Source organism: Butyricicoccus sp. OF27-2pH9A (genome assembly GCF_027693185.1).
Taxonomy (GTDB): domain Bacteria; phylum Bacillota; class Clostridia; order Oscillospirales; family Butyricicoccaceae; genus Agathobaculum; species Agathobaculum butyriciproducens.
In genome coordinates this window covers 63,431-88,204 of record NZ_JAQEXK010000011.1, presented here as the reverse complement: position 1 = coordinate 88,204, position 24,774 = coordinate 63,431, and the positions used below count along the sequence as shown (strand labels likewise).

The 24,774-nt window shown below is 53.7% G+C and carries 19 protein-coding genes and 4 riboswitches; of the genes, 12 read left to right on the top strand and 7 right to left on the bottom strand.

Features of this window, described 5'->3' with window-relative positions; genetic code table 11:
- Nucleotides 1–1,749 (bottom strand): FtsW/RodA/SpoVE family cell cycle protein, encoded by a 1,749-nt coding sequence (locus tag PG722_RS09520; protein ID WP_270580388.1) that lies wholly within the window; start codon nucleotides 1,747–1,749, stop codon nucleotides 1–3.
- A 277-nt stretch (nucleotides 1,750–2,026) separates the two neighbouring features.
- Nucleotides 2,027–2,130: riboswitch (glycine riboswitch) on the top strand.
- A gap of 179 nt (nucleotides 2,131–2,309) precedes the next feature.
- On the opposite strand from PG722_RS09520, the gene PG722_RS09515 reads away from it, so the two are divergent.
- The gene (locus tag PG722_RS09515; protein WP_118761508.1) at nucleotides 2,310–3,674 is read left to right on the top strand and encodes an alanine/glycine:cation symporter family protein; all 1,365 of its coding nucleotides are present in this window, start codon (nucleotides 2,310–2,312) and stop codon (nucleotides 3,672–3,674) included.
- Between the two features lie 366 nt (nucleotides 3,675–4,040).
- Nucleotides 4,041–4,691 (top strand): peptidylprolyl isomerase, encoded by a 651-nt coding sequence (locus PG722_RS09510; RefSeq protein ID WP_442867842.1) that lies wholly within the window; start codon nucleotides 4,041–4,043, stop codon nucleotides 4,689–4,691.
- A gap of 201 nt (nucleotides 4,692–4,892) precedes the next feature.
- Here PG722_RS09510 and PG722_RS09505 read toward each other — a convergent pair whose 3' ends face one another.
- Together PG722_RS09505 and PG722_RS09500 are read right to left on the bottom strand one after the other, a co-directional pair.
- Complete coding sequence (locus PG722_RS09505; protein WP_442867843.1) at nucleotides 4,893–6,266, bottom strand: MATE family efflux transporter; 1,374 nt, start codon at nucleotides 6,264–6,266, stop codon at nucleotides 4,893–4,895.
- A gap of 292 nt (nucleotides 6,267–6,558) precedes the next feature.
- Entirely contained in the window at nucleotides 6,559–7,482 is a 924-nt protein-coding gene (locus tag PG722_RS09500; RefSeq protein ID WP_270580387.1) for a selenium metabolism-associated LysR family transcriptional regulator, read from the bottom strand.
- Between the two features lie 131 nt (nucleotides 7,483–7,613).
- On the opposite strand from PG722_RS09500, the gene yedE reads away from it, so the two are divergent.
- The 3 genes from yedE to PG722_RS09485 are packed head-to-tail and all read left to right on the top strand — an operon-like array spanning nucleotide 7,614 to nucleotide 9,193.
- Complete coding sequence (yedE, locus tag PG722_RS09495) at nucleotides 7,614–8,714, top strand: YedE family putative selenium transporter (protein ID WP_270580386.1); 1,101 nt, start codon at nucleotides 7,614–7,616, stop codon at nucleotides 8,712–8,714.
- A 21-nt stretch (nucleotides 8,715–8,735) separates the two neighbouring features.
- Nucleotides 8,736–8,957 (top strand): sulfurtransferase TusA family protein, encoded by a 222-nt coding sequence (locus PG722_RS09490; protein ID WP_118284744.1) that lies wholly within the window; start codon nucleotides 8,736–8,738, stop codon nucleotides 8,955–8,957.
- A complete protein-coding gene (locus PG722_RS09485) occupies nucleotides 8,957–9,193 on the top strand; it encodes a DUF3343 domain-containing protein (protein WP_270576414.1) in 237 nt (78 codons plus the stop codon). The genes PG722_RS09490 and PG722_RS09485 overlap by 1 nt, the downstream gene beginning before the upstream one ends.
- Nucleotides 9,194–9,242: 49 nt before the next feature.
- Here PG722_RS09485 and PG722_RS09480 read toward each other — a convergent pair whose 3' ends face one another.
- From PG722_RS09480 to PG722_RS09465, 4 genes are all read right to left on the bottom strand, one after another.
- The gene (locus PG722_RS09480) at nucleotides 9,243–10,172 is read right to left on the bottom strand and encodes a nuclease-related domain-containing protein (protein ID WP_270580385.1); all 930 of its coding nucleotides are present in this window, start codon (nucleotides 10,170–10,172) and stop codon (nucleotides 9,243–9,245) included.
- A gap of 274 nt (nucleotides 10,173–10,446) precedes the next feature.
- Nucleotides 10,447–11,265 carry a TlpA disulfide reductase family protein gene (locus PG722_RS09475; protein WP_270580384.1) on the bottom strand — a complete coding sequence of 273 codons (819 nt, stop codon included), beginning with the start codon at nucleotides 11,263–11,265 and terminating at the stop codon, nucleotides 10,447–10,449.
- Entirely contained in the window at nucleotides 11,265–12,155 is an 891-nt protein-coding gene (locus PG722_RS09470; RefSeq protein WP_270580383.1) for a 4Fe-4S binding protein, read from the bottom strand. The genes PG722_RS09475 and PG722_RS09470 overlap by 1 nt, the downstream gene beginning before the upstream one ends.
- Nucleotides 12,148–12,291 (bottom strand): CD1871A family CXXC motif-containing protein, encoded by a 144-nt coding sequence (locus PG722_RS09465; protein WP_118360599.1) that lies wholly within the window; start codon nucleotides 12,289–12,291, stop codon nucleotides 12,148–12,150. Before PG722_RS09465 ends, PG722_RS09470 begins: the two co-directional genes overlap by 8 nt.
- Nucleotides 12,292–12,585: 294 nt before the next feature.
- On the opposite strand from PG722_RS09465, the gene PG722_RS09460 reads away from it, so the two are divergent.
- The 7 genes from PG722_RS09460 to PG722_RS09430 all read left to right on the top strand — a co-directional run bounded on the left by PG722_RS09460 (nucleotide 12,586) and on the right by PG722_RS09430 (nucleotide 24,662).
- Nucleotides 12,586–13,260, top strand: coding sequence for a response regulator transcription factor (locus PG722_RS09460; RefSeq protein WP_117490150.1), 675 nt, complete (start codon nucleotides 12,586–12,588; stop codon nucleotides 13,258–13,260).
- Nucleotides 13,257–14,408, top strand: coding sequence for a sensor histidine kinase (locus PG722_RS09455; protein ID WP_270580382.1), 1,152 nt, complete (start codon nucleotides 13,257–13,259; stop codon nucleotides 14,406–14,408). The genes PG722_RS09460 and PG722_RS09455 overlap by 4 nt, the downstream gene beginning before the upstream one ends.
- Before the next feature lie 238 nt (nucleotides 14,409–14,646).
- Complete coding sequence (locus PG722_RS09450; RefSeq protein WP_158575130.1) at nucleotides 14,647–15,171, top strand: response regulator transcription factor; 525 nt, start codon at nucleotides 14,647–14,649, stop codon at nucleotides 15,169–15,171.
- Nucleotides 15,172–15,260: 89 nt separating this feature from the next.
- Entirely contained in the window at nucleotides 15,261–15,500 is a 240-nt protein-coding gene (locus PG722_RS09445) for a DUF2442 domain-containing protein (RefSeq protein ID WP_110435615.1), read from the top strand.
- A 22-nt stretch (nucleotides 15,501–15,522) separates the two neighbouring features.
- Nucleotides 15,523–19,533 (top strand): S-layer homology domain-containing protein, encoded by a 4,011-nt coding sequence (locus PG722_RS09440; protein ID WP_270580381.1) that lies wholly within the window; start codon nucleotides 15,523–15,525, stop codon nucleotides 19,531–19,533.
- 275 nt (nucleotides 19,534–19,808) lie between these two features.
- Nucleotides 19,809–19,897: riboswitch (cyclic di-GMP riboswitch) on the top strand.
- A gap of 15 nt (nucleotides 19,898–19,912) precedes the next feature.
- A complete protein-coding gene (locus tag PG722_RS09435; protein WP_270580380.1) occupies nucleotides 19,913–20,734 on the top strand; it encodes a transglutaminase-like domain-containing protein in 822 nt (273 codons plus the stop codon).
- Nucleotides 20,735–21,010: 276 nt separating this feature from the next.
- Nucleotides 21,011–21,102, top strand: a riboswitch (cyclic di-GMP riboswitch).
- 138 nt (nucleotides 21,103–21,240) lie between these two features.
- Nucleotides 21,241–21,331: riboswitch (cyclic di-GMP riboswitch) on the top strand.
- Between the two features lie 55 nt (nucleotides 21,332–21,386).
- On the top strand, nucleotides 21,387–24,662 hold the full coding sequence (locus PG722_RS09430; RefSeq protein ID WP_270580379.1) for an S-layer homology domain-containing protein: 3,276 nt from the start codon (nucleotides 21,387–21,389) through the stop codon (nucleotides 24,660–24,662).
- The last annotated feature ends 112 nt before the right edge of the window (nucleotides 24,663–24,774 follow it).

The following is a 24,774-nucleotide window of genomic DNA, read 5'->3' as shown; positions in this document are numbered from 1 at the left end:
TTACTCCTCCCCTCTAAGCTCGCGGCGGCTGGGCAGACGAACCGCGAACGATGCATTCTGTCGGGTGTCGGTCGCCTTCAAAAAGGCGAGCATGCCCCATGCCGACAGCATGGATGAACCGCCGTTGGATACGAACGGCAGCGTAACGCCGGTGAACGGCAGAATATCGACCGCACCGAATACGTTCAGACAGGTCTGGAACACCAGCAGACTGGTGGCCGCGCATGCGGCGATGGTGTAAAAGCTGGAGCGTCCGGCGCGGCAGGCGCGGACAGCGAACACGGCCAGCGTAATGATGCACAGGATGGTCAGCACGGCGATGACGAGACCCCATTCCTCACACAGCATACCGAACACGATGTCGGTATCCGCGGCAGGAAGATTCGAGAGCCAGCCCTTGCCTGCGCCTACGCCGATCATGCCGCCGGAGGCGGCTGCGGTCAGCGTATGCGTCTGCTGGAAGCCCTTGTCGTACACGTCCTCCCAGATATGTCCCCAGGAGGCAAATCGTGCGGCAACGTGCGGCTTGATGGTCAGCATGACCATGCCGGCGCCGAAGCAGCCGGCGCACACAAGGCCGATGGTGGCAAAATCGCCCGAACGCAGGTACGCGATGACGAGGAACGTCACGAAGAACACAAGTGCGGTGCCGAAGTCGTTCTGCAGCGCGAGACAGCCGCCGCAGATGGCGGTCAGACCGATGAACATCCACAGGTTGCGCTTGTTGAACAGGCGGTCGAGCGTTGCGGCACCGGCGAAAATATAGCAGATTTTCGCAATTTCCGAGGTCTGCAGAGACAGAGGGCCGAGACGCAGCCATGCCTTCGCACCGCCCTGCGACGAGCCGATCAGCAGTGTAATGGCCAACAGTCCGACCGCCGTTGCGCTCATGAACCAGCGCACCTTCTGCGCCCGGGTCAGGTCGCGCAGGAAGAAGCCGAGCACGATAAAGATGGCAAGACCCATCAAAATCGCAATCAGCTGCTTGGGCAGCTCGTCCGGCACGGTCGAGCCGGTGACGGCGAGTGACAGCGTACATAGGAAGAACGCTATCGTCTCCATTTCAAAGCCGATGCGGCGGAACAGGCGCATAACGATGAAATACGCCCAGCAGATTACCGTAAAGACAAAAAAGGTGAGCGGAATGGTGGTGGTCGCCTTGTCGCCCTGCGCGATAATGAGCTGCAGACCGGTGAGGATCTGGAACAGCGTCAGCAGTACGAGCGAACCCCACATGCCGGCAGGCTTGCCCTCAATGCGGCGTTCGACCATCTGTGTGCGCTTCTCCTCAGCGGTAATGGGCTCCATGATAGCGGGAATACCCGCAAAGGTGACCGTGTCGCCGTCTTCGACGAGCGCATACTCGTCCACCGGCAGGTCGTTTACTTTGATGCCGCCCTTGGAACCGAGGTCGTATATCGTCCAGCTGCCGTCATCCTCGCGGATGAGCGCGGCGTGCTGACGCGATACCGACGGATATTCCAGCTGCACATCGCAGCTGGGGGCGCGTCCGATGATGTTCTCCCAGTGGGTGATGGGCAGGCGCACGCCGTTGCGCAGCACCAGATAGTCCCAGACCTCATCCGGGTGCTTGACCTTCCACAGCGAGCGGATCGCACCGACAAGGATCATCAGCGCCAGCAGCGGGAACACGAAGCGCACAACGGTCGTGTACCACGCCCCGATGAGCGGTTTTTCCGCCAGCAGAGCCGTCAGCCTGTCGAGAAGCTGCTGCAAAGCATCATTCATGTAAAGTTCCTCCTTTCGAGGGATGCTGTTGATTACTTGGATTTACCAATAATACTACCAGTATAGCCTATCTATTATAGCATAGGTTGTCAAGAAATTCGCCGTTTTTCACAAACTTTCACGAATATCTTGATTGACATTGACAGAATGTTGTCACGGTGTTACACTGAATCCATAAACTACATACGCGACAAACGAAGTTTGCAGGAAAAAGTCAAAGACTTGCCGAAGGAGCAAAACTCTCAGGCGTCCGGATTTCCGGATGAGGACTGTAAATGGATGTGGCTCTGGAGAACGTTCCTCAAGGGGACTGCCGAAGGTGCAACGCGCGCAAAGGGGTTTGCGTGCCAATCTCTCAGGCAAAAGGACAGAGATGAACCTGTTTTTATAGACGTTAGGATATAAAAATAAGTTCCGCGGAACCACAGCAAATGTTTTCTCACGGTGCAGGGTGTACCGTCTGTTTGCTGTCTTTCCGTTTCTTTGGAGCCGTAACCCGATGCTGATTGGGTTCGGCTTTTTGTTTGCCGCAAAACAAAGAAGGGGTATGTAAAATGACAATGGAAGTATTGGCAGACTGGGTAAGCAAGGTCAGCAACGTCGTATGGAACGGCCTGCTGCTGTACCTGCTGGTTGGCACCGGCATCGTGTTTACCATCCGCACGCGCTTCGTTCAGGTGCGCAAGTTCGGCGCAGGCTGGAAGCATCTGTTCGGCCATTTCTCGCTCAACGGTGAGAAGGCTGGCAAGGACGGCATGAGTCCGTTCCAGGCGCTTACCACCGCGATCGCGGCGCAGGTCGGCACCGGCAACATCGCAGGCGCGGCTACCGCACTGTATTCCGGCGGCCCGGGCGCGATTTTCTGGATGTGGCTGAGTGCATTCTTCGGCATGTCCACCATCTACGGCGAGGCGGTTCTCGCGCAGAAGTACAAGACCACGGACGACAAGGGCCACGTTACCGGCGGTCCGATCTACTACATCCGCGCACGCTTTACCGGTAAATTCGGCAAGTTCCTCGCCGGCTTTTTCTCGATTGCAATTATTTTCGCGCTGGGCTTCACCGGCAACATGGTACAGGCAAACTCGATCAGCGTAGCGTTCAACACCGCGTTCGGCGCACCGATGATCGTTGTCGGCATCATCTGCGCGATTATTGCAGCGTTTATCTTCCTTGGCGGCGTTGGCCGTATTGCGGCTGTTACCGAAAAGGTCGTTCCGATCATGGCAATGTTCTACATGCTGGGCTGTGTTGTCATTCTGTGCATCAACCACGCGGCAATCATTCCGGCGTTCAAGTCCATCTTTGTTGCAGCATTTGACCCGCAGGCTATCCTCGGCGGCGCTGCAGGCATCACGGTTCGTCAGGCAATGCGCTACGGCGTTGCACGCGGTCTGTTCTCGAACGAGGCCGGCATGGGCTCCACCCCGCACGCACACGCACTGGCTAAGGTAAAGCGTCCGCAGGATCAGGGCGAAATTGCTATCGTTTCCGTATTCATCGATACCTTTGTTGTACTGACGCTGACCGCTATGGTCATCCTGACCTCGGGTATGCTCAATCCGGGCGCACCGGACGGTCTGCAGGGCACCGAGCTGGCACAGGCAGCCTTCAAGGCTTCCCTCGGCTCGGCGGGCATGATCTTTGTTGCGATCTGCATGCTGTTCTTTGCGTTCTCTACCATCATCGGCTGGTATTTCTTCGGTGAGCAGAACGTAAAGGCAATGTTCGGCAGCAAGGCAGTCAAGGTATATGCCGCTATCGTTGTTGTCTGCATCGTGATCGGCTCCGCACTGCATGTTGATCTGGTCTGGAACCTGTCCGACCTGTTCAACGGCCTGATGGTATTCCCGAACCTGATCGCGCTGTTGGCGCTGTCCGGTCTGGTTGCCAAAGCGGCCCACGATAAGGACATTATGAAGTAAGCTGTCGCGGAACGACACGGTTTGTGCAGAAATCGGTTCCGCACTGTATCGTTTGATAGAAAATGCACCGCAGTTTTGCGGTGCATTTTTTGCAGACACCGAAAAAACACTGGTTTTCGCGTTCGCAGTACCGTATAATAGGGGAGTACCGCGGGAACATTTTCATATTCCACCCGTTCAGGATATAAGGCAACACCGCATAATTAAAGCTGCGGCGCTTTGCGGAAATTTTACGCTCTGATGTCGTTGCGGATTTTTGCAATACACAAAGTATTGCTGCAAACCCGCGCCTAATCAGAATGCGAAATTTACTCGCAAATCGCTCTTGTTCAATGATGCGGTATTGCCTAAAAAGGAGAATTTCACATGAAAAAACGTACATTTTTGCTTTTTGGCCTGTTGGCGATGCTGGTTCTGACCGCCTGCGGCGGTAAATCGGACGCGCAGACCTCGACGGATGATGCCACCGACACGAGCGATAACTCGCAGCAGACGACTGCTGAGGAGACCGCACAGCCCATCGGTCAGCACCATGCACAAATCACCATCAAGGACCACGGCACGATTGACATCGAACTGGACGGCGATGCAGCGCCTATCTCAGTTCAGAATTTTATGGACCTTGCAAACGACGGCTTTTATGACGGACTGACCTTTCACCGCATTATTACCGGCTTTATGATGCAGGGCGGCGACCCGCTGGGCAACGGCACCGGCGGCTCGGAGAACACCATCAAGGGCGAGTTTTCGGATAACGGTGTGGAGAACAAGCTGTCGCACACGCGCGGTGCGGTTTCGATGGCACGCTCAAGCAATCCGGACAGCGCATCCTCGCAGTTCTTCATCGTTCAGCAGGACAGCACCTATCTCGACGGCCAGTACGCCTGCTTCGGCTATGTGACCAAGGGCATGGATGTTGTGGATGAAATCTGCGATAATACGCCGGTCGAGGACGATAACGGCACGGTTAAGACGGAAAATCAGCCGGTTATTGAGAGCATTAAGATTATCGACTGACTGTGCAAAGCGTAAAGAGTTGAGGGTGAAGATTGGAGAGTAAGTTTCGGTTTTCCTCTTAACATAATAAAGCACCCCCTCTGTCAGACAGTATGATATACGGTCTGACAGAGGGGGTGCAGTTCAATCCCGGACTGTACACAGGATTCGGGATGTTTTTTTACTTCGCTGTTAATATTTCAGATGCCATTCCGAAGGATTTCATCTTTTCGGTAAACTGGAATTTACCGAGATAACACCACTTTTTTCAGTCGGCCAGGATTTTCTGAGAGCCGTATAGGAAATCAGGAAGTTGGCAAGCCAGCCTGCCGGCACGGCAAGCCAGACAAATGCAATACCAAAACGCGGTGCACAGATCAACGCCACGGACAAGCGAATCGCAAGGTTTACCATATTGGCAATGAGGAACGGCCGCATGATTCCGAGTCCGCGAAGAACGCCATCGGTCGCCATTTTGATGCCCATAAAGACAAAGAAGAAACCAATCCATCTCATATAATCCCCGGACACCTGATAAGCCAGGGCGGTTCCGTCTTTTCCAAGGAACAGCGAGGAAATCTGTGTGTGCAGCGTTTCAATGACAAGGAAGGCAAGAATAGCAAAACATACATCCAGCACCAATGCTGCGCGGTAGCCTTTTTTGATGCGCTGGGTTTTGTTTGCGCCAAGGTTCTGGGAAACATACGGCGAAACTGCATTGCCGATGGACACAAAAATCAGAGAAAAGACATTTTCCACCCGCATCGTCGCCGCGTATCCCGCGAGTGCCTGTGTGCCGAAGGGATTTACCACCGCCTGTACGATCATCATACCGATGGATACGGTAGACTGCTGAAGAACCGATGGAACAGCAATTTGAAGCATCGAACGCAGCTCCTGCCCGTCAAACCAGACAAAGCTGCTCTTATACCGCTGCATCCGGTAAAAGAAAATCAAAAGTGAAAATACAGCCGAAATGCCCTGTGCGATCAGCGTTGCAAGCGCCGCACCGAACACGCCAAGTCCCAGACCGGCTACCATCCAAAGATCCATCACAATATTCAGGATTGATGAAAAGATCAGCAGTCCCAGCGGAATTTTCGATTCACCGATGGACGTGAACATGGTAGAGAGAATGTTATACATGAACAAAAACGGAAAACCCACAAAATAGACCCGCAAGTACAGTACCGCCTTCTCCAGAATATCGGCAGGGGTCTGTAATCCGCTCATCATCGCATGGGAAAAGCAAAAGCCAAAGACGCCAAGGATGATACTCAGAAGTAAAAAGCTGATCAAGGAGGTAGATACAATGGTTTTCATTTTGCCATACTCTCTGGCGCCGAAATAACGGCTTACGAGCACGCCTGCACCGACACCGGCACCCAGTGCCACACAAATGAAAACATTGGTCAGGGCAGCGCAGGCGCCGACCGCTGCAAGAGCGGAAGAGCCGACAAACTGACCGACGATGATGGAGTCGGCCATATTGTATACCTGCTGAAAAAAGCTGCCGAGAATCATCGGCATGGCAAAAACCGTCAGCGCTTTCAGCGGCGCATCGGTAATCAAATACTCATCTTTTGACATGATCATTTTCCTCCACAATTTCTGGCTTTTTATTAGAAAGTACGAGCATAGCAGGAATTTCTCTAAACAAGAAAAAGCCAAATACCATTGCTGCAGCCGGTTCACAGGAACACAGAATGGATGCCTTTCCCGCCTCCATATAATCCGGTGTTGCCTTAAGGAATCCGCTTTGTCCGTTTTGATCTTGCGGATAGAACCGCCGTGTACCGGTCGGTTCGCACGGTGGTGTGCGAGGTCGGCTTTCTATGCAGGAGAGCCTCCTGCCCGATTGGCTATATCAAACCGGACAGCACGGCTGTCATCCAATCCGATAATACCTTTTCATAAAATCCAGAAAGTGAATAGCCTGCTCGGACATACGCCGTATGGACGGATACACAATGTACAGCCGGCGCAGGAACGCTGACCGTCCGAGGGGGAACAGCAGCAGTCGTCCCTGCTGTGCATCGGTCTGCACAGTTGCGCGCGACAGAATGGAAATGCCCATGCCAAGTGCGATGCAACGCTTGAGCGCTGCCGCGTCATCCATGACGGCGATGACATTCAGTTCATCAAGCGACAGACCGTGATTTTGAAGGAAATACAGTGTTTCCTGCTTGGTGCCCGAGTTGTCCTCGCGCAGCAGGAACGGTTCGCGCAGGAGCGCTGTCAGCGGGTCCGGCTGGCTTTGATAGGCACGGAAATGCGGTGTGTTCGGTGCGGCGATTACCAGCTCGTCCGAGGTGACCGGCAGAAATTCGCAGTTGGCTTCTGCGGTCTTTGTGCCGACCAGACCGATATCGCAGGAGCTGTCTGCGACCTTGTTTATCACATCCAGACTGTCCGAGCAGCTAGTGCGGAACCGGATCTCCGGGGCCTTCTCGTGGTACGCTGCCAGCAGCTCGGGCAGCAGATACAGCGACGGCACGGACGATACGCCGATATGCAGCATGGTTTCCTGCCCGTTGGACAGCTCCAGAATGGCTTTGTGCCGCAAATCGAGGATTTCTGCAGCATAATTATACAGCGTCTGGCCGGCCGGTGTCACCGAGAGCGTTTTTGTTGTGCGCTTGAGCAGCTGCGTGTGCAACTCCTTTTCCAGATTGCAGATGTGCGCGCTGACGGTCGGCTGCGACAGATACAGCTTCTGTGCAGCAAGTGAAAAACTGCGGTACTTCACGGTATAGACATAGGCTTCCAGCTGACGAATATCCATGGGCGGCATTCCTTTCGTTTTCTCCATTATAGCTGTATTTATAGATTATATCAATAGATTCAATCGGATTATCAATAGAATCGATTTCACATTGAAAATACCGCATGATATACTGAATACAGCATAAAATTCCCTCATTTCACAAAAAGGAGAAAATCATGAAACTGTTTGACAAGACATGGAAGCTGGCAGTGTCCGGTGCGGTAATCGGGCTGCTGGTCATGCTTCTGGCAATTTACGGCAACCCTGCCAACATGGCGATCTGTGTTGCCTGCTTCATCCGCGATACAGCGGGTGCGCTCAAGCTGCATACAGCGGCTCCGGTGCAGTATTTCCGCCCGGAGGTCGTCGGCTTTGTCTGCGGCTCGTTCCTGCTGGCGCTGCTGACCAAGGAGTATAAGTCCACCGCCGGTTCCTCGCCGATGGTGCGTTTTATTCTGGGCGCTGCGATGATGATCGGCGCCCTCGTGTTCCTCGGCTGTCCGCTCCGCATGGTACTTCGCATGGCCGCCGGTGACTTGAATGCGTGGGTCGCGCTTATCGGCTTTGCAGGCGGTGTGGCGACCGGCTCGTTCTTCCTCAAGAAGGGTTTCTCGCTCGGCCGTGCGTATGAGGCCAAGCCGGTTGGCGGCGCCGTTCTGCCGGTTGTGCTGGCGGCGCTGCTCGTAATCGGCGTGGCGACCGGCGCTTACGCGGTCAGCACCGAGGGCCCGGGCAGCAAGCATGCGCCGATCATTCTTTCTCTGGTCGTTGCGCTCATCATCGGTGCGCTCGCGCAGAAGAGCCGCATGTGCTTTGCGGGCAGCATCCGCGACATCATTCTGATGAAGAATTTCGACCTGATCAGCATTATCGCGGCTCTGTTTGCAGTGATGGCAGTCTACAATGCGGCAACCGGCAGCTTCCACCTCGGTTTTTCCGGTCAGCCGATCGCGCATTCCCAGCACCTGTGGAACATTCTTGGCATGTATGTTGTAGGCTTTGCGGCTGTGCTGGCTGGCGGCTGCCCGCTGCGTCAGCTCATTCTGGCAGGTCAGGGCTCGTCTGACAGCGCGGTCACCTTCCTCGGCATGCTGCTCGGCGCGGCATTTGCGCATAACTTCGGTCTGGTTGGCGCGGCTGCCAAGGCGGCAACCGAAACCGAGCCTGCAGTCGCAGGCGGTCCGGCGGCAGCCGGCAAAATCGCCGTGATCGTCTGCATTATCGTGCTGTTTGTCATTGCGGGCACCAATCTGCGCCGCAAAAAGACGGCAAAGTAAGTCGGAAAAGGAGAATGTGCAATGGCTGAATATGTTGAAGTAGATGTTCGCGGCCTGTCCTGTCCGGAGCCGGTTCTGCTGGCGATGGACGCGATGCAGGATCACCCGGGAAAACTGATTCGTGTGCTCGGTGACGAGGCGCACACCCGCAAGAATATCGAGAAAATGCTCGAGTATGAGAATAAGTCCGGTCAGACGACCGTGCGTCCGGACGGGTGCTTCGAGATCGTTTTTCAGGCGTAATGCGAGAAAAAAAGCCGTATCAGGTGTTCACCTTCCACACCACCGATGCCGCCATGGAGATGGAGTCGTTCTGCAAGCAGAACGGTATTGCCGGCCGGCTGGTGCCGGTGCCGCGCAGGCTTTCCGCCGGATGCGGCATCGCGTGGCGCATGGAAGCTGAAGTTTACGCGCAGTATCAGACGGTTATCGCGGACTGCGGGATTGAGATCGAGCAGAGCGAGGCGTTGGTGTTTTAAGTAACCATAAAGCGGCATGACTTTGATGCAAGTCATGCCGCTTTTCTGTTTATTTGTTTTCGGTTTTCACGATTTTCTTTATAAAATGACATTGAGGAAATCCTGTGCAGCCCCAGAATTTTTCGCCGATATGTGTGCCGCGTCTGGCCTCCCGCATAACAAGCGGCTTGCCGCACTTCGGACAGTATTTTCCCTCCGACGGCGCAGGCCGCTCGGCGGCAGGCTGGTCCTCCAGCTCCTCCTGCTTGAATTTTTCGATATAGGTGATTGGCATTTCAATGTGCATCAGCAGATACCGCTCACCCATCTCCTTCAAATCTTTCAAGGAAGAAGCTGATTCCTTGGACGCCTTATTCATCCGTTTTATCGTTTCAATCAACTGGTCTGCTCGAATGACCTGTTCCTTGACCTCTTTCTTCGCATATCGGTCGTTGACAACAGTTTTCGGGTTGGCAAGCACGACTAAGCCCCTAAAAAAGTCCTTAAACAAGTAATTCTTCCATGCGGCAAGGAGTTTGCCGTCATTTTCGCTCCTTCGTTCCTTGAGCACCTGCAAATGCCGCTGATTCTGCGTAATCGGCGAATAAATTCCCTCTTTATAGTACCGACCGCCGCAGCGAATTGTGCGGATAAAATCGCCCTTGCTGTTGATCTCAATATTGCCGAACAGATTTTTGCACTCCAACACAAAGTTAATCTTTGGAGTCAGTACCAGAAAGTCAATCTGTGCCGAGGCACCGGACACGCTTTCAATATACAAATCGTGCAGCACAACCATATCCATACCGCTGTTTTTCAGCTCAAACAGAATATTATCCTCACCGATAATACCGGCTTTCACCACGGCAATCTCTTTTGCGATTTTTTTCGCGTTTTCTCCGGTTGCCTTTTCCACCAGCTCCTCCAGCTGCCGCAGATACTCCTTTGCGTTGCTGGATTCTTTCGCAATCACAACCTCCGGTTTTGAAAACAGTCCCATGTTTATCCCTCGTGTTTCTCTTTTTCCTGCGATTTTCGCTTGTATAATTTTAGTATACCATATAGGAGAAACGAGGAAAAGTTCCGTCCTCAAATTTATCCACAGGTTTGTGCATATCTTCGTGGATATTTCCACAGGCACGTAGAAGCCGCAGACTTTCGTCTGCGGCTTCGTTTACGTTTACCTGGCACTGCTAATCTTCGTTGCCTTTCTCGGCACAATCTGCGCTGTGTATGTTTATGATGCAGATTGCAGCGGCAGTTACCCGTGGGTGTTATTTTCCGTCGTTTGCAATCGCGGTATCAATATTCTCCTGCAGCTGCTTCATGCTGCTTTCGTTCGTGATGCCGCCGAGTACTGGTTTACCGACGATTTTTCCGTTCCGGTCGATAACATAGGTGGTCGGGAATGCCATGGTGTTCAGTGCAAACTGACCGGCCTCGCTGCCGGATGCAAAGGTGATGTTGCGGTAGGATGCCCCCTTGGTCTGCAGAATCTGTTTTGCGGTAGCAATGGCATCCGCATTGTCATCGAGTGTTTCTGTATTGATGCCAATAACCTCGCCGCCCTGAGCCTTGACGGTCTGATTCAGCTTGTCCAGATCACCAAGTTCGGCCACGCACGGCTTGCAGCCGCTGAACCAGAAATTCACGACCGTAAACGCGTTGTTAGCGAACAAGCTGCTGTCCACGGCGTTGCCGTCCAGGTCTTTGCCCTCGAAAGCGGGGAACGTGCTGTCGTCGGATGCGGTGGTGCCTTCCTCGGGCGGAAGTTCCTGCAGCTGGTGCTCCAGCTTGCGGACCTTGGCGGCATCGTCGGTCAGTGTCTTGTAGTCCTCGGCCGAGAGCTGGTCCTTGACGTTTTTAATCGCAAGATCGAGTACATCGGCGTAGTTGGTGCTCTGGGTGCTCTGCGACAGATTGTCCTTGTCGAGCGAATTCAGAGCCGTTGTCCACAGCTCCTGATGCTGGTCGAGGATGGCGTTTTCCTCCGCTATCAGCTCGGAGACGGTTTTTGCCGGTTTGCCGCAGGCGGATGCGCCGAGCAGCAGGCTTACGGACAGGGCAAATGCAATCAGTCGATTTCGTTTCATTAGATGGTCTCTCCTTTGTTATGCGTTTGGGTTTTATCGCCCAGACCGTAGCGGTAGCAGATAGCATCGGTCGGGCAGGCTTTCATGCACATGCCGCAGCGGATGCACTCGGCATGATTGGGGTTTTTCGTGATATCCACATCCATTTTGCAGGCTTTGGCACACGCGCCGCAGGATACGCACTTATGCGTATCCACCTGCATTTGAAACAGTGAAACGCGGTTCAGCAGGGCATAAAAGGCGCCGAGCGGGCACAGCCATTTGCAGAATGGACGGTAAAACAGCACGCTGCACACGATAACGGTCAGCAGAACGGCTGCTTTCCATGTAAACAGCGCGCCGAGCGCGGAACGAATACCGGAATTGACCGCCGCCAGCGGCAGCGCGCCCTCGAGCACCCCCTGAGGACACAGGTACTTGCAGAAGAACGGATCGCCCATGCCGAGTTCGTTTGTGACAAGTGCGGGCAGCAGCACCACCATGATCAGCAGCACCGCATATTTTACATAGCGGAGCGGCTTCAGCCTTTTGGTGGACAGCTTAGGCGAGGGGATTTTGTGCAGCAGCTCCTGAAACCAACCGAATGGGCACAGAAAACCGCAGATGAACCGTCCGAGCAGGACACCGAATAAAATCAGGATTCCGGTGATATAATAGGAAAATTTAAACTTTGATGAGCCGATCACCGCTTGAAACGCGCCAATCGGACACGCGCCGGCCGCACCGGGGCAGGAATAGCAGTTGAGTCCGGGCACGCAGACGGTCTTGCCGCTTCCCTGATATAGTTTGCCCTGTACAAAATTCGGCAGGTGGATATTGGTCAGCAGGGTGGCTGCCGCCTGTATCCAACCGCGAAAACGGGCTAAAAAGGGGATTTTTTTCTTATCCAATGCCAACACACTCCATACACAGGCGGATCGCCTTTGATAATACGGTTTCGGCTTCGCCGAGGCGGATGCCCAGAAGGATCATCGCAACAGCACTCAGCAGCAGCACCAGCTGAGCGGCGGTTTTGTAACGCGGCATAGTCGTGCTCCTCTCACAGTTGTTGTAAACAGTATACAGCGGACGATATAAAATCTTTGTTAACAGGCTGGAAATGCGGAAAATTTTTTTGCGAGAGTGCCATACAGTCTGCCGATAAAGTCAATTCTTCGAGCATACAGTGTTTCGTTTCGCGCGGAAGCGCGCATAAAATAGAATTTGCGAAGCAAGTTCAAAGGCTGCTCGGAAAAATAAAGTTTTTCGACAGTCTCGTTAACACAAACTTTATCCGTATCTGCTATAATAAAGGTAACGAAACGGCAAGGAGGAAGGACCATGCGTCTTTTGGTGATAGAGGATGAGCGCGATCTGTGTGAGGACATTGCAAAAAAACTGCGTCTGTCCGGCTATGAGGCGGATATCTGCTTTGACGGAGAAGCGGCGCTGGAGCTGCTGGCGGTAGAAAAATACGATCTGGTGCTGCTCGACCTGAATCTGCCTAAGGTGGACGGTATGACGGTGCTGCGTACTCTGCGGGAGCACGATCAGGAGACCGGCGTGCTCATCCTGTCGGCACGCAGTGAAATATCCGACAAGGTTGACGGACTGGATGCCGGCGCGAACGATTATTTGTCCAAACCGTTCCATTTAGAGGAACTGGAAGCGCGTGTGCGCAGCCTGACGCGCCGCCGATTTGTGCAGCAGGACGTGTGCCTGCGGTGCGGCGGGCTGATGTTTGATACCCGCAGCCGCACGGCCACGGCAGCCAGACAGACGCTTTCGCTCACGCGCAAGGAGAGCGGCATTCTGGAATATCTGCTGCTCAACCGCGGCAGGCCCGTCAGCCAGGAGGAACTGATCGAGCATGTGTGGGACAGCAGCGTGGACAGCTTCAGCAACTCCATCCGTGTGCATATCTCCATGCTGCGGAAAAAACTGCGTGCAGCACTGGGATACGATCCGATCCGCAACAAGATCGGTCAGGGCTACGAGATAGGAGCGGGCGAATGAGCAAACGAATTTCTGTCCAGTGGCGCATTACGATATTGACCGCGCTGCTTATCGCGGCGGCGTGTGTGAGCCTGAATTTACTGCTGTTTTACTCAGGCTCGGGCAGCATGGATGCGCTGAACGGCTTTGTGGTGGAATACAAGACGGAAAACCAGCAGGAAATGACCATTCAGATACCCAAAGAGAATATGCAGGCATTTTTCAGTGACTTTTCGCAGCAGGTCAATGAAGAAAAGGTGCGTTTTGAGCGCATAGGCTGGTACATCACCGCGCTGGTGACACTGCTGAGTGCCATTATCGCGTATTTCTTCAGCGGAAAGGCTTTGAAGCCGCTGAAGGATTTTGCACAGCAGACCGAACAGATCAATGAAGAAAGCCTGACGGACACCCGTCTGCCGGAGGATACGACTGCCGAGTTCCGGCAGCTGAGCGAGTCAGTGAACGGCATGCTGGACCGGCTGGCGCAGGCGTTCGATGCACAGCGGCAGTTTACGGGCAACGCCGCCCATGAGCTGCGGACACCGCTGGCGCTGATGCAGACAAGGCTGGAGCTCTTTGCGGCGGAACATCGGCAGATGAGCGAAGAAACTGCGAATTTGCTGCATTTTCAGCAGGAGCAGGTTGAGCGCCTGAGTGCGCTTGTGCGTACCCTGCTTGAGATGAGCGACCTGCGGTCGGTGCCGCGCACCGACCGTATCGACCTTGCACCGATGGTTGAGGAGGTGTTGGTCGATTTGACACCGCTGGCACAGAAAAACGGTATTACACTGACGCAAGCAGGCGAAAACGTGCAGTTTATCGGCAGCGATGTGCTGCTGTATCGGCTGCTGTTCAATTTGACAGAGAACGCGATCAAGTACAACCGCACGGGCGGTTCGGTGGAAGTGTCTGTCGAGCGGGAAGGCGGTCAGGCGGCAATCCGCGTGCGCGATACCGGCCCGGGCATTGCCGAGGAGTACCGGGACAGCATCTTTCAGCCGTTTTTCCGCGTGGATAAGTCGCGCAGCCGCGCAATGGGCGGCGTGGGACTGGGACTGGCGCTCGTGCAGGAGATTGTCCGGCTGCATGGCGGCACAGTGCGCGTTGAACAGAGCGCAGATACGGGAACGACTATTCTGGTAACACTGCCGGTTGGAAAAGCGGCTTGACGCTCAAATTGAGGGCATATATACGCACTGCTGTTCAGCATGCTCTGCTGGCGGTACGCTGCTGCACCGTATATTTAAGATATAAAAACATCAGCTGCAGGGGAGCTGCCGGAAGGCGGCTCCCTTATTTATGCACGCTGCCTTAACAGCATACACGGTTTACACCCGCTCTGAAATCCCGTATAATTTAGACAGTATAACGGACAGGAGAGCACATTACAGTATTCGGAGGTGCGCCATGCCAAAATCGAAATGGAACCTGAACACGATCTACATATCCGAGCGACTGCAGGAGAGCCTGCGGCCAATCTCGCGCTGTGCCATGACGACCGTGGTTGCCCCCATGGGCTACGGCAAAACGACGGCGGTGGAGTGGTATCTCGCGGAACGTGCCAGAGCCGAAGCGCCGTACATTGTGCGCATCAGTGTGTACTCGGGCAATCTTGCGATTTTCTGGAAAAGTGTGCAGGATGCCTTTGCGCGTGCAGGCTTTGCCTTTCTGCGGGAGTACGACTGTCCGACCGACGGAGCCAGCGGCGGACTTCTGATCGACGATCTGTGTCATGCGCTGACCGAGCGGGAATATGAGATTGTCCGGCTGATGGCACAGCGGCTGAATAACCGTGAGATCGCGGAAAAGCTGTATCTGTCCGAGGGCAGTATCCGGCAGTATGTGAATCAAATTTACACCAAACTGCAGATAGCAGGAGAGCCGCGCGCAAAGCGCAAGCTGCTGCTCGACCTGCTTGCGGATAAAAACTAACAACTTGTGAATGGTTTTTTTGAAAGGTTCACCGTATCCTATAGGTACGGTGAACCTTTCATTTTGTGTAAGCGAGAGGAGGTACGCATTTGGACCGGAAATACATTCAGTCAGTCAAACCGCTGACCGACCACGTTCTGCAGGTCGATTTTATCTCCGGCAGCCGCCTGCTGCTGGATATGAAGCCCTATCTGGATAAATTCCGATTCCGGTCACTTTCCGACCCGCAGGTGTGGAACAGCGCGGTGACAAACGGCATTTTTGTCCGCTTCGGCGATGTGGAGATGAGCCATAACGAGCTGTTTTCCATGGCCGAGCAGGAGCACTGAAACAGAAAAGGAGGAGAATGGCATGAGTAAAAAGCAGATAATACGACGGCGAGGTTTGTGCGGACTGCTGGCGCTGGCGATGTGTATAGGGGTGATGCCCCCGACGGCCGGGGCGGCGGTGACGGCAGAAAACGACTGGGAGATCTTTGATGCCTCAGACACCTACAATCTGCCGGGCACACAGGAGCAGATTTTGCAGGAGATGATCCAGAATCCCAAATTTGCGGAGAAGTGGGCGGCTATTGCGAACGATATTCTGCCTGCACAGTTTTATGCGGATGACGATGTAGGCAGAAAATACTTTGATTACAAGGACTTTACAGCGGACAGCTACAGCGCAGACAATCTGAAATACACCGACAAGGGTCTGCGTGATGCAGTAACTAAGGCGGTTGACAATTCCGGTCTTCGGGATGGCTCCGGAGTCATCGACAAGCTGCCGGAAGGGGAATTTCCCGTATTTTATGCCTCCACTTATGAAACCCAGGGATATTCCTCTCAGTCTGGCCAGTACAACGGCTACCACGGCACCGGCTACGGCTACTATGTGCAGGCGTTCTACGACTTCGAAATTCAAGGCATTGCGGACCGGTTTGAAACGCCCTCCATCGCGGCGGACGACACAACGGCGTCGCTCGAGCAGAAGGGCTACCAGTTTAATCTGGGCGGCAGCTCGGACAGCTACAAGGTGACGGCGGAAAACCGCAACGACTTTGAAAACACGGTCGAAAAAAGCTATACCTATGAAAAGAGCACCACTACCTCGACCACGGTCTCCAATACCTATTCGCAGAACTGGACCGAGGAGACCACGGTAGGCGTTGAATTCAGCGTGCCCGTGCTGGCCGCGCTTTCGCCCACTGCCAAGGTAGAGCAGAGCTTTTCCTACTCCTACGGCATGGAAAAGACCTACGAGAGCAGCAAGGAGGAGTCCTACGCGCAGTCCATTACGGATACCATCTCCGTACCGCTGCCGGCACATACGGGCATTGACATCAATGTCGATGTGACCGACCTGCAAACGACCATCCCCTATACCGGCGCGGTGTACATCAAGTATAAGACCATGCTCCTCTCGGTTACCGGTTATCATCGAACCAAGGGGTCAATAGACAGTTGGAAGGGCCGGGAGTTCAGGCAGTATACCTTCGGCCGAGACGGCAGAAGCGCGATTGAAGATCTGGATGCGCGCATCGAAAACCGGAATGTCTCCGGCTACGACCCCGACAAGCTGGACATGAATACTCTGTATCAGGGAGCATTCAAGACGGCAGCCGATCAGCTGCGCTCCGGTCAGCCGGTCGCGCCGTACTTCGGTTTGTTCCATTACACCTCCAAGAACACCGTCATCACCCCGCAGAAGGTGTATCCGATCTATGCGCTCGATCGTCTGGTGCCTGATACCGAACAGGTCTCGCTGTACGAGCAGCAAAGCCTGCGTCTGGACAGCATTAAGGTTGAGGCGAAAAACGAACACGACGTGGACTGGTACGGCTTCAATCCCCGCCTGAGCGGCGAATGGACGGTTGTGGACGAAGGGCTGAACGACGCTTCGGAGTACGCCGAGGTCACGACAAACCGCAACGGCTACCCTGTCCTCAATGCACTCAAGCCGAATGACGGAGTACAGCTGTTCCTGCGCTATCAGCCGAAGGATACGATCGAAATAACGGATGATTTCAACAGCGAGCTGATTGAACTGACCATCCTGCCCGTTGTGCTTTCCTCGGTTACGGTAGAGGGCAGCTTTGAGCCGTTCTACTTCAACGACGGCAGCAACACCGCCGATGTTTCGAATCTGACCGTGACCGCTAAGGACGAGGACGGCAACGACTTCAACGTAACCGACAGAGTCAAGTGGTATGCAGAAGCAAACGATGACATTACGGTTGACGAAACCACGGGCAGCATTGCGTTCACCGCACCGGGAACCTATCAGATCTATGCCGTAGTGAACGGCACGGAATCCAACCGTGTACCGCTGCAGGTTCTGCCCGAGCGGCAGCTCGATACGCTGACCGTGAACGGCACGATTCCCGATCTGATCTATAACGATGATACGGCGAACACCTTTGACCTGAGCACGCTCGATGTGGAGGCCAAGGATCAGTACGGCGAGGACATGACGCTCCAAAATGACCGGTTCGAGTGGCGGCTTGCCTCGGATAAGGGCTATGCCGCAATCAGCGGCAGCACAATTACCGGCCTTGTAGTCGGCACGGATACCGTTACCCTGTATTATCCGGTCGGACAGGACGAGCAGGGCGAAACGGTCTATCGGACGGCACAGCCGCTGCCCGTACAGGTGACGGCAAAGCCGTATCTGAATGAGCTGTATTATAATGACGGCGCTCCCGCTGCAGTAGAGGGCGCAGAGTATGATCTGTCCCGCATTCCGCTGCTGGCGCGCGATCAGCACGGCAATCCCTGTGGAATTCCGTCGGACATCGAGTGGACGCTGGCAGACACCAATCAGACCAATGCCACGATTGAAAACGGAAAACTGCTCGTTGCGGTTGGCAGTGTCCCGGATGCCTCCTATGCGGATGTGATTCTGGAAGCCTCCTCTGCCTCTGCCGGCAAGACTGCAAAGAATGTCGTTGTTAAGGTCGAGCAGCAGCCGACCCTCAAGACAATCCGCGCCGACATGAAGGACGGTTTTGTCCTGCGGCTGGATGAAAATGCGGTTCTTGCAGATCAGTTTACCGCTGCCGGCTACGATCAGTATGGCAGAGAAATGACCGGCGGCAGCTTTGAATGGGTTACCTCCAAGCCGGATGTGGTTTCGCTCGAAAACGGAACGCTCAAGGCACTGAAAGAGGATTCTACCGAGATCTATGCCCGTTCCGGTGACATCGAGAGTAACCACATTACGCTGACGGTCAATGCCCCGAGACGGCTGACTGCGATCACCGCAGACGGCATTCTGTCGTCCGTTCGGAAAAACACGACGCTGGATCTGTCTGCAGCTAAGGTAACGACGCTCGATCAGTTCGGCAAGGCCTTTACTCCGGAAGAGCTGGCGGCCTATCCGGCTTCTGTACGTTGGACGATGGAAAAGAATGATACGCACGCCGTTATCAGCGGAAATACACTCAGCTTCGGTGATCAGGATGGCACGATGACCCTGATCTGTGCTGCGGTCAACGCAGACACCAATGTGATCGTGGAAAAGAAGATCATCATTCGCATCACAGACTCCACCTCCGGCGGCGGCTCGTCCGGCGGTGGCGGAGGCGGCTTCTCCGCACCTAGCTATTCGGTATCTGTAGATGATGTAAAGCACGGCACTGTCACCGTATCTCCCAAATCCGCGTCCAAGGGCGACACCGTGACCATCACGGCAGCACCCGACAAGGGCTACACTCTCGAAAGCCTGACCGTGCTGGACAAGGACGGCAAGGCGCTCGAGCTGACCGACAAGGGCAGCGGCAAGTACACCTTCGTCATGCCGGCGGGCAAGGTCACGGTGAAGGCGGTCTTTATGGACGACAACACCATGCTCAACTTCTTCACCGATGTGCACGCGGAGGATTATTACTATGACGCAGTCCTCTGGGCGGCGCAGAAGGGCATTACCGGCGGTATGAGCGACACGCTGTTCGCTCCAAACGCTGCCTGCCCCAGAGCGCAGATTGTAACCTTCCTGTGGCGCGCGGCGGGCTCGCCCGAGCCGAGTGCATTGAGCAGCTTTAACGATGTGCCTTCTGACAAGTATTACGCTAAGGCAGTCGCATGGGCAGTCGAGAATGGCATTACGGTAGGCACTACAGCTACCACGTTCAGCCCGGATGACACCTGCACCCGTGCTCACGGTGTTACCTTCCTGTATCGTGCGGCCAAGGCGACGGCTTCGGTCGGTGCATCGGCATTTACCGATGTGGCCGACAGCGCCTACTACGCCGATGCGGTCAAGTGGGCAACTGCGCAGGGTATTACCAAGGGCATTAGCAGCACGCTGTTTGGTCCGGATGAGACCTGCACCCGTGCACAGATCGTCACGTTCCTGTACAGAATGTACGGCACCAAATAAGCAAATCAACCGATGGAAAGCGGCGGCAGGGGAATACCCCTGCCGCCGTCTGTTTACCGATTTTTTGCCGCCATCTCACGCTGCGGAGCGAGCTGTATTCCCGGACAAACCGCTGCAATAAGAGCGGGAGAAACGGGGAAAATGTCATAGTTTCGGTAACTTTGCGGCAACGTGTCATAATTTCTTCTTTTTTTGTAAAACCCTGTTGACAAAACACGACAGATGCGCTATAGTGTGGATAAAAGAAGATGATGCAGTCGCTTTGACCGCATCTCAAACGATAATGGCAAACCCACCGAAAGGTGGCGACGCAAAGCTATAGGGCCTTACCCCTCATCGAGAGGGCTGGCAGCCAGTTACCGAAAGGAGATCGCCGGATATGAAGTGGCTTTTTCGTATTGCATGCGCAGTTTTTGCAGCAGCTGCCCTCTCGATGGGCATTACCGCAGCAGCAGCAAATGATGTTGTGGATATGAGTAATTCCACCCACGGTTATGTTACCGTAAACTACTCCTCGAGTGCAAGGCTCAAGGTTGGTATTCAGTACAACGACGGCAAGACCGTATTCCATGATTGCCCGAGCGGCAAGGATGCTTCCTTCTCTCTCGATAAGGGCAACGGCAAGTACACCGTAACGCTGTACCGCAACGTTTCCGGTACGTCCTATCAGCAGGTCGAGTCCAAGTCCGTGAACGTAACCGTTAAGGACAGCTACGCTCCGTATCTGGTCTCCACTTCCGAGGTTCAGTTCTCCAAGGGCGACACGGTATCCGCTAAGGCTGCTGAGCTCTGCAAGAACGCCAAGACCGACGAGGCTAAGGTTATCGCCATCTACAACTATATGGCAAGCCGTTATACTTATGATAACAAGCTGGCGAATGAGATCACCAGCGGCAAGATTACCAAGTACATCCCGGATACCGCCGCTACCCTGAAGGGCACCACCGGTATCTGCTACGATTTTTCCTCGCTGTTTGCAGCAATGTGCCGCAGCCAGGGCATCCCGTGCGCACTGACCAAGGGCTACGCCGGCTCCAGCTACCACGCTTGGAACAAGGTAAACCTGAACGGCAAGTGGTATCAGATCGACCTGACCTACGCGGTTACCCGCAGCGTGAAGAACGCAAAAACCCTGCATGACTGTGTATCTCCGCTGACCTACACCAACACCAGCGATGCGCTTGCAGTAGCTGCGGCTTAACACTTTTTCATTTTATTTTGTATGCAAATGGCCCTGATTGGATATGTTTATGCCCAATCAGCGGCGATTTCTTGCATAAAAAACGATTCCGGATTGAAACTCTTCTTCGCTTTGACAGTATTTGCTTGTTGTTCGCGGGCATTTATGGTATACTGAAGAAGAGGATCCGGAGGATTTCTGTCCTGCGCGGGCAAAGGACTGTGTATGCAGTCCGGCGTGTCTGCCGACAGAAAAGATCGTAAAATTCTGTGCATGACTTCCGTAAAGGGATACAGGTACAGACAAAGGCACAGCCGGTGAAAACCGGTGTCGCAAAGCCAGTTGGGCCTAAACGGAGTTTTTTCTCCGCATGGCAGCCGGTTGCCAAAGGTACTTTGCTACCCCCTTGCAGAGCTATGCGCGCTGTAAAGGGGGTATTTTATTTGGAGGTTGAAACTGCACTGTATTCTGAGATTATCGCAAACCCACAAACACATGATCTGTGCGGCTCGTTGAGGAGCAAGTTGTACAGACAAAGGCACCATCGGTGAAAGCCGGTCTCGCAAAGCCAAGGGCCTAAACGGAAAGTCTCTTTCCGCATGGCAGCCGGTTGCCAGAAATACATTTGCAATCCCTCTCGATCAGCATGCACGCTGACCAAGGAGGTATTCCTATGTTAAAAAAGAATATGCGTAAACGTCTGCTCGCAGGAGCACTTGCGACTATCATGGCGCTGACCATGTGCCCGACCTGGGCGCTGGCCGACGATGAAGGCATCACTACCCTTCCGGCACCGGAAGACCAGATGTCGGTTGTTGACAGTACTCCCGCAGAAGACACCATTCAAACTCCCGATGCCGAGACCCAAGGACAGCCTGAGGCTCAGGATCCTGCACAGGCACCGTCCGGCGGTACGGACATCGAGGAGACTGGCAATAATAGCAATTCCAATGAAAATGATTCTCAGAATAATGATGCAGTAAGCAATTCTCCGGCGAATACAATTAGCTTGCAGGAGATCCAAAGCGACCGCGCATGGTATCGGAAGACGGAAGCCATGTACTTCATCCTTCTGCCGAAGCGCGGTACGCCGAAGAACAACGCTGACCAGGGTCAGGAAAACTATCTGCCGAGCAGCGATGACACGGCTGCCGGTATCACGGGCAGTGACGGTGGCGTAGAGGGTCTGAGTGCGTCTACTGGTTACCGTGGTTATGTAACTGCGAAGGCTATGAGGAAACTTGCCTACCAAAACGCTATTGACGGATTTGACAACGAGAATGGCCTTAATGACACCGACTATCTGGAAGTACCGGAAAATCTCGGTTTCTTCACTGCGAAAAACTGGGTCAATGGTTCTTATACACAGCCGACCAATACCGTTGAGACTGCAAGAAATGCTCTGCTCAACACCGACGATTTTACGTTCACTCCAGATGGTGTTGAAATCGTATGGTATACCATTAAGGATCAGTATGACGGTATCCATGTTGACGGTTACCTCAGAGGTGTGCCGATTACGGTTACCTATCATACCAACTATGAAAATAATGGAATCACCGGTATGGAGGAGAATTCCAAGGTAGATAACAACGGTGTAAAGAGCGGTTACAAGTATACCGTTCGGGACATTGATTTCACTGATTTTGAACGTCCGGAAAACTACACCTTTGCTGGTTGGTATGTTGGCAGCACTAAGTACGACGTTGATTCTCAGTATCTTTTGACCGGCGACCTGCATCTGTATGCAAAGTGGGTTAAGAATGCTTACAACGTAACCTATTATGTTGATGGCGCCAAGTACGAGCAGGAGAAAACCTACAAGGTTGATTCCGTGGTAAATGTAAAGAATGACCGTCCTGAAAAGGAAGGTTATACCTTTAAGGGCTGGAAGACAAACGACGTAACCGTTAAAAACGACGGCACGTTCACCATGCCTGAGAAGGATGTCCGCTTTGACGCTGAGTTCGAGATTAACAAGTACAATGTTACTTGGAAGAACGATGACGACAGTGTTGTCGGCACGGCTGAGGTCAACTACAAGGATACGCCGAAGTCGAATCCTGAGGTCAGCAAGGCTTCCAATGAGCAGTTCGACTACGAATTTGTTGGTTGGAAGGTAGAAGGCGCTGAGGGTACTGAAGATACTGCACTGGTTGACCCGACTACTATCCCAGTGGTTAAGGATGTAACCTACATCGCTGTATTTAAGCCGATTACTCGTCAGTACACCGTGACTTGGGTAAGCGAAGGTACAAAACTTGACGATGAGAAGGTTGTCTACAACCAGACGCCGAAAAAGACCTTCACCCCTGAGAAGAAGTCTACTCCTGAGTTCGACTATGAATTCCTTGGCTGGAAGGTAAAGGACGGCAGTAACGCACTGGTTAACCCGAACACGATCGCAGTTATCGCAGACGTGACGTATGAAGCTGTATTTAAGTCGATTACCCGCCAGTACACCGTAACCTACTACGTTAACGGCGAGAAGCAGGGTGACGAGGAGACTTATAACTACGGCACTCTGGTAAAGATTCGTGGCAACGCTGTTAAGGAAGGCCATACGTTCTCTGGCTGGAAGATCGGTAGCGAAGCTGCAAAGGATTTTGAAATCAAGAGCAACGTTATCATCCAAGGCTTCTTTACACAGAATACGCAGCATTACACCATCAACAAGCACTTCTACAACGAGAAGGATGTTGAGGTTAAGGCAGAGAACGGCGAGACCAAGACCGGCAATGAGTATGCACTGGTTGCTGAGCTTTACAAGGATGATGCAGTAAACCAGACCGTTGACGGTAAGACCTACGTTTACGTTCCGGGTCTGACCAAGGTTACCGATAACCTTGAAAAGCTGACCAAGGACGTTACCATCGACCTGTACTACTACCTTGACGTCAAGGGCGGCGAGAAGCCGGACGAGACCGGCAACGGCACCCCGGACGCATGGGAGTACCGTCTTGCATTCAAGGTTGTAAACGGCGAGTGGAACAACGGCGGCAGCGCTGACATCGTTGTTTACGTTCCGTTCAAGGACTATAAAACCGGCAAAACGCTCAAATACGTTGAGGTTCCGGTCACCCGTATCCCGGCCGTTGGCGACAAGCCGAACTCCGGCTACCGTGCTGGTTCCTGGGATACGACTCCTGTCGGTAATGCAAAGGTTGAGAAGGACACCGTATTCACCTACACCTACGCAAGAAGATCTTCTTCCGGCGGCGGTGGCGGCGGCAGCCACAAGCCCACCGTTACCATTCCGGATGATGTACCGACCGGCCTGAACGGCGATGACCACTATGCTTACATCGTAGGCTATCCGGACAGCACCGTTCGTCCGCAGAACGGCATTACCCGTGCTGAGGTAGCAACCATCTTCTTCCGTCTGCTGACCGACGAGACCCGCAATGCAAACTCTACGAAGACCAACAGCTACTCCGATGTAGCAGCCGGCGCATGGTACAACCACGCGGTTTCTACGCTGAGCGCTATGGGTATCGTAAAGGGCGACAGCCAGGGCAAGTTCAATCCGAATGCGCCGATCACCCGTGCGGAGTTCGCTGCGATCGCAGCTCGTTTTGACGACAAGGCCAACACGACCGCTGTTGACTTCAGCGACATTGCATCCCACTGGGCAAAGGACGAAATCAGCGCCGCTGCCAACAACGGCTGGATCAACGGTTATACCGACGGCACCTTCCGTCCGAATAACAAGATCACCCGTGCCGAGGCGATGACGCTCGTAAACCGCGTCCTCAAGCGCCTTCCGGAGACTGCAGAGGACCTGCACAACGACATGATCAAGTGGAGCGACAACTCCGATACTTCCGCATGGTATTACCTGGCCGTACAGGAGGCTACGAACAGCCACTATTACGACATCAAGGGAAACAAGCACGAGAAGTGGAGCAAGCTGCGCGAAACTCGTGACTGGACCGAACTGGAAAAGTAAATACTTTCCTGTAAGGGCGAACGAATCCCCCGGCCATTGGTCGGGGGATTTTATTGCTCTGATAGTTTTTTCTAAAGGAAACAAATTTCGGCAAATTTTTCTTGTTAAAATT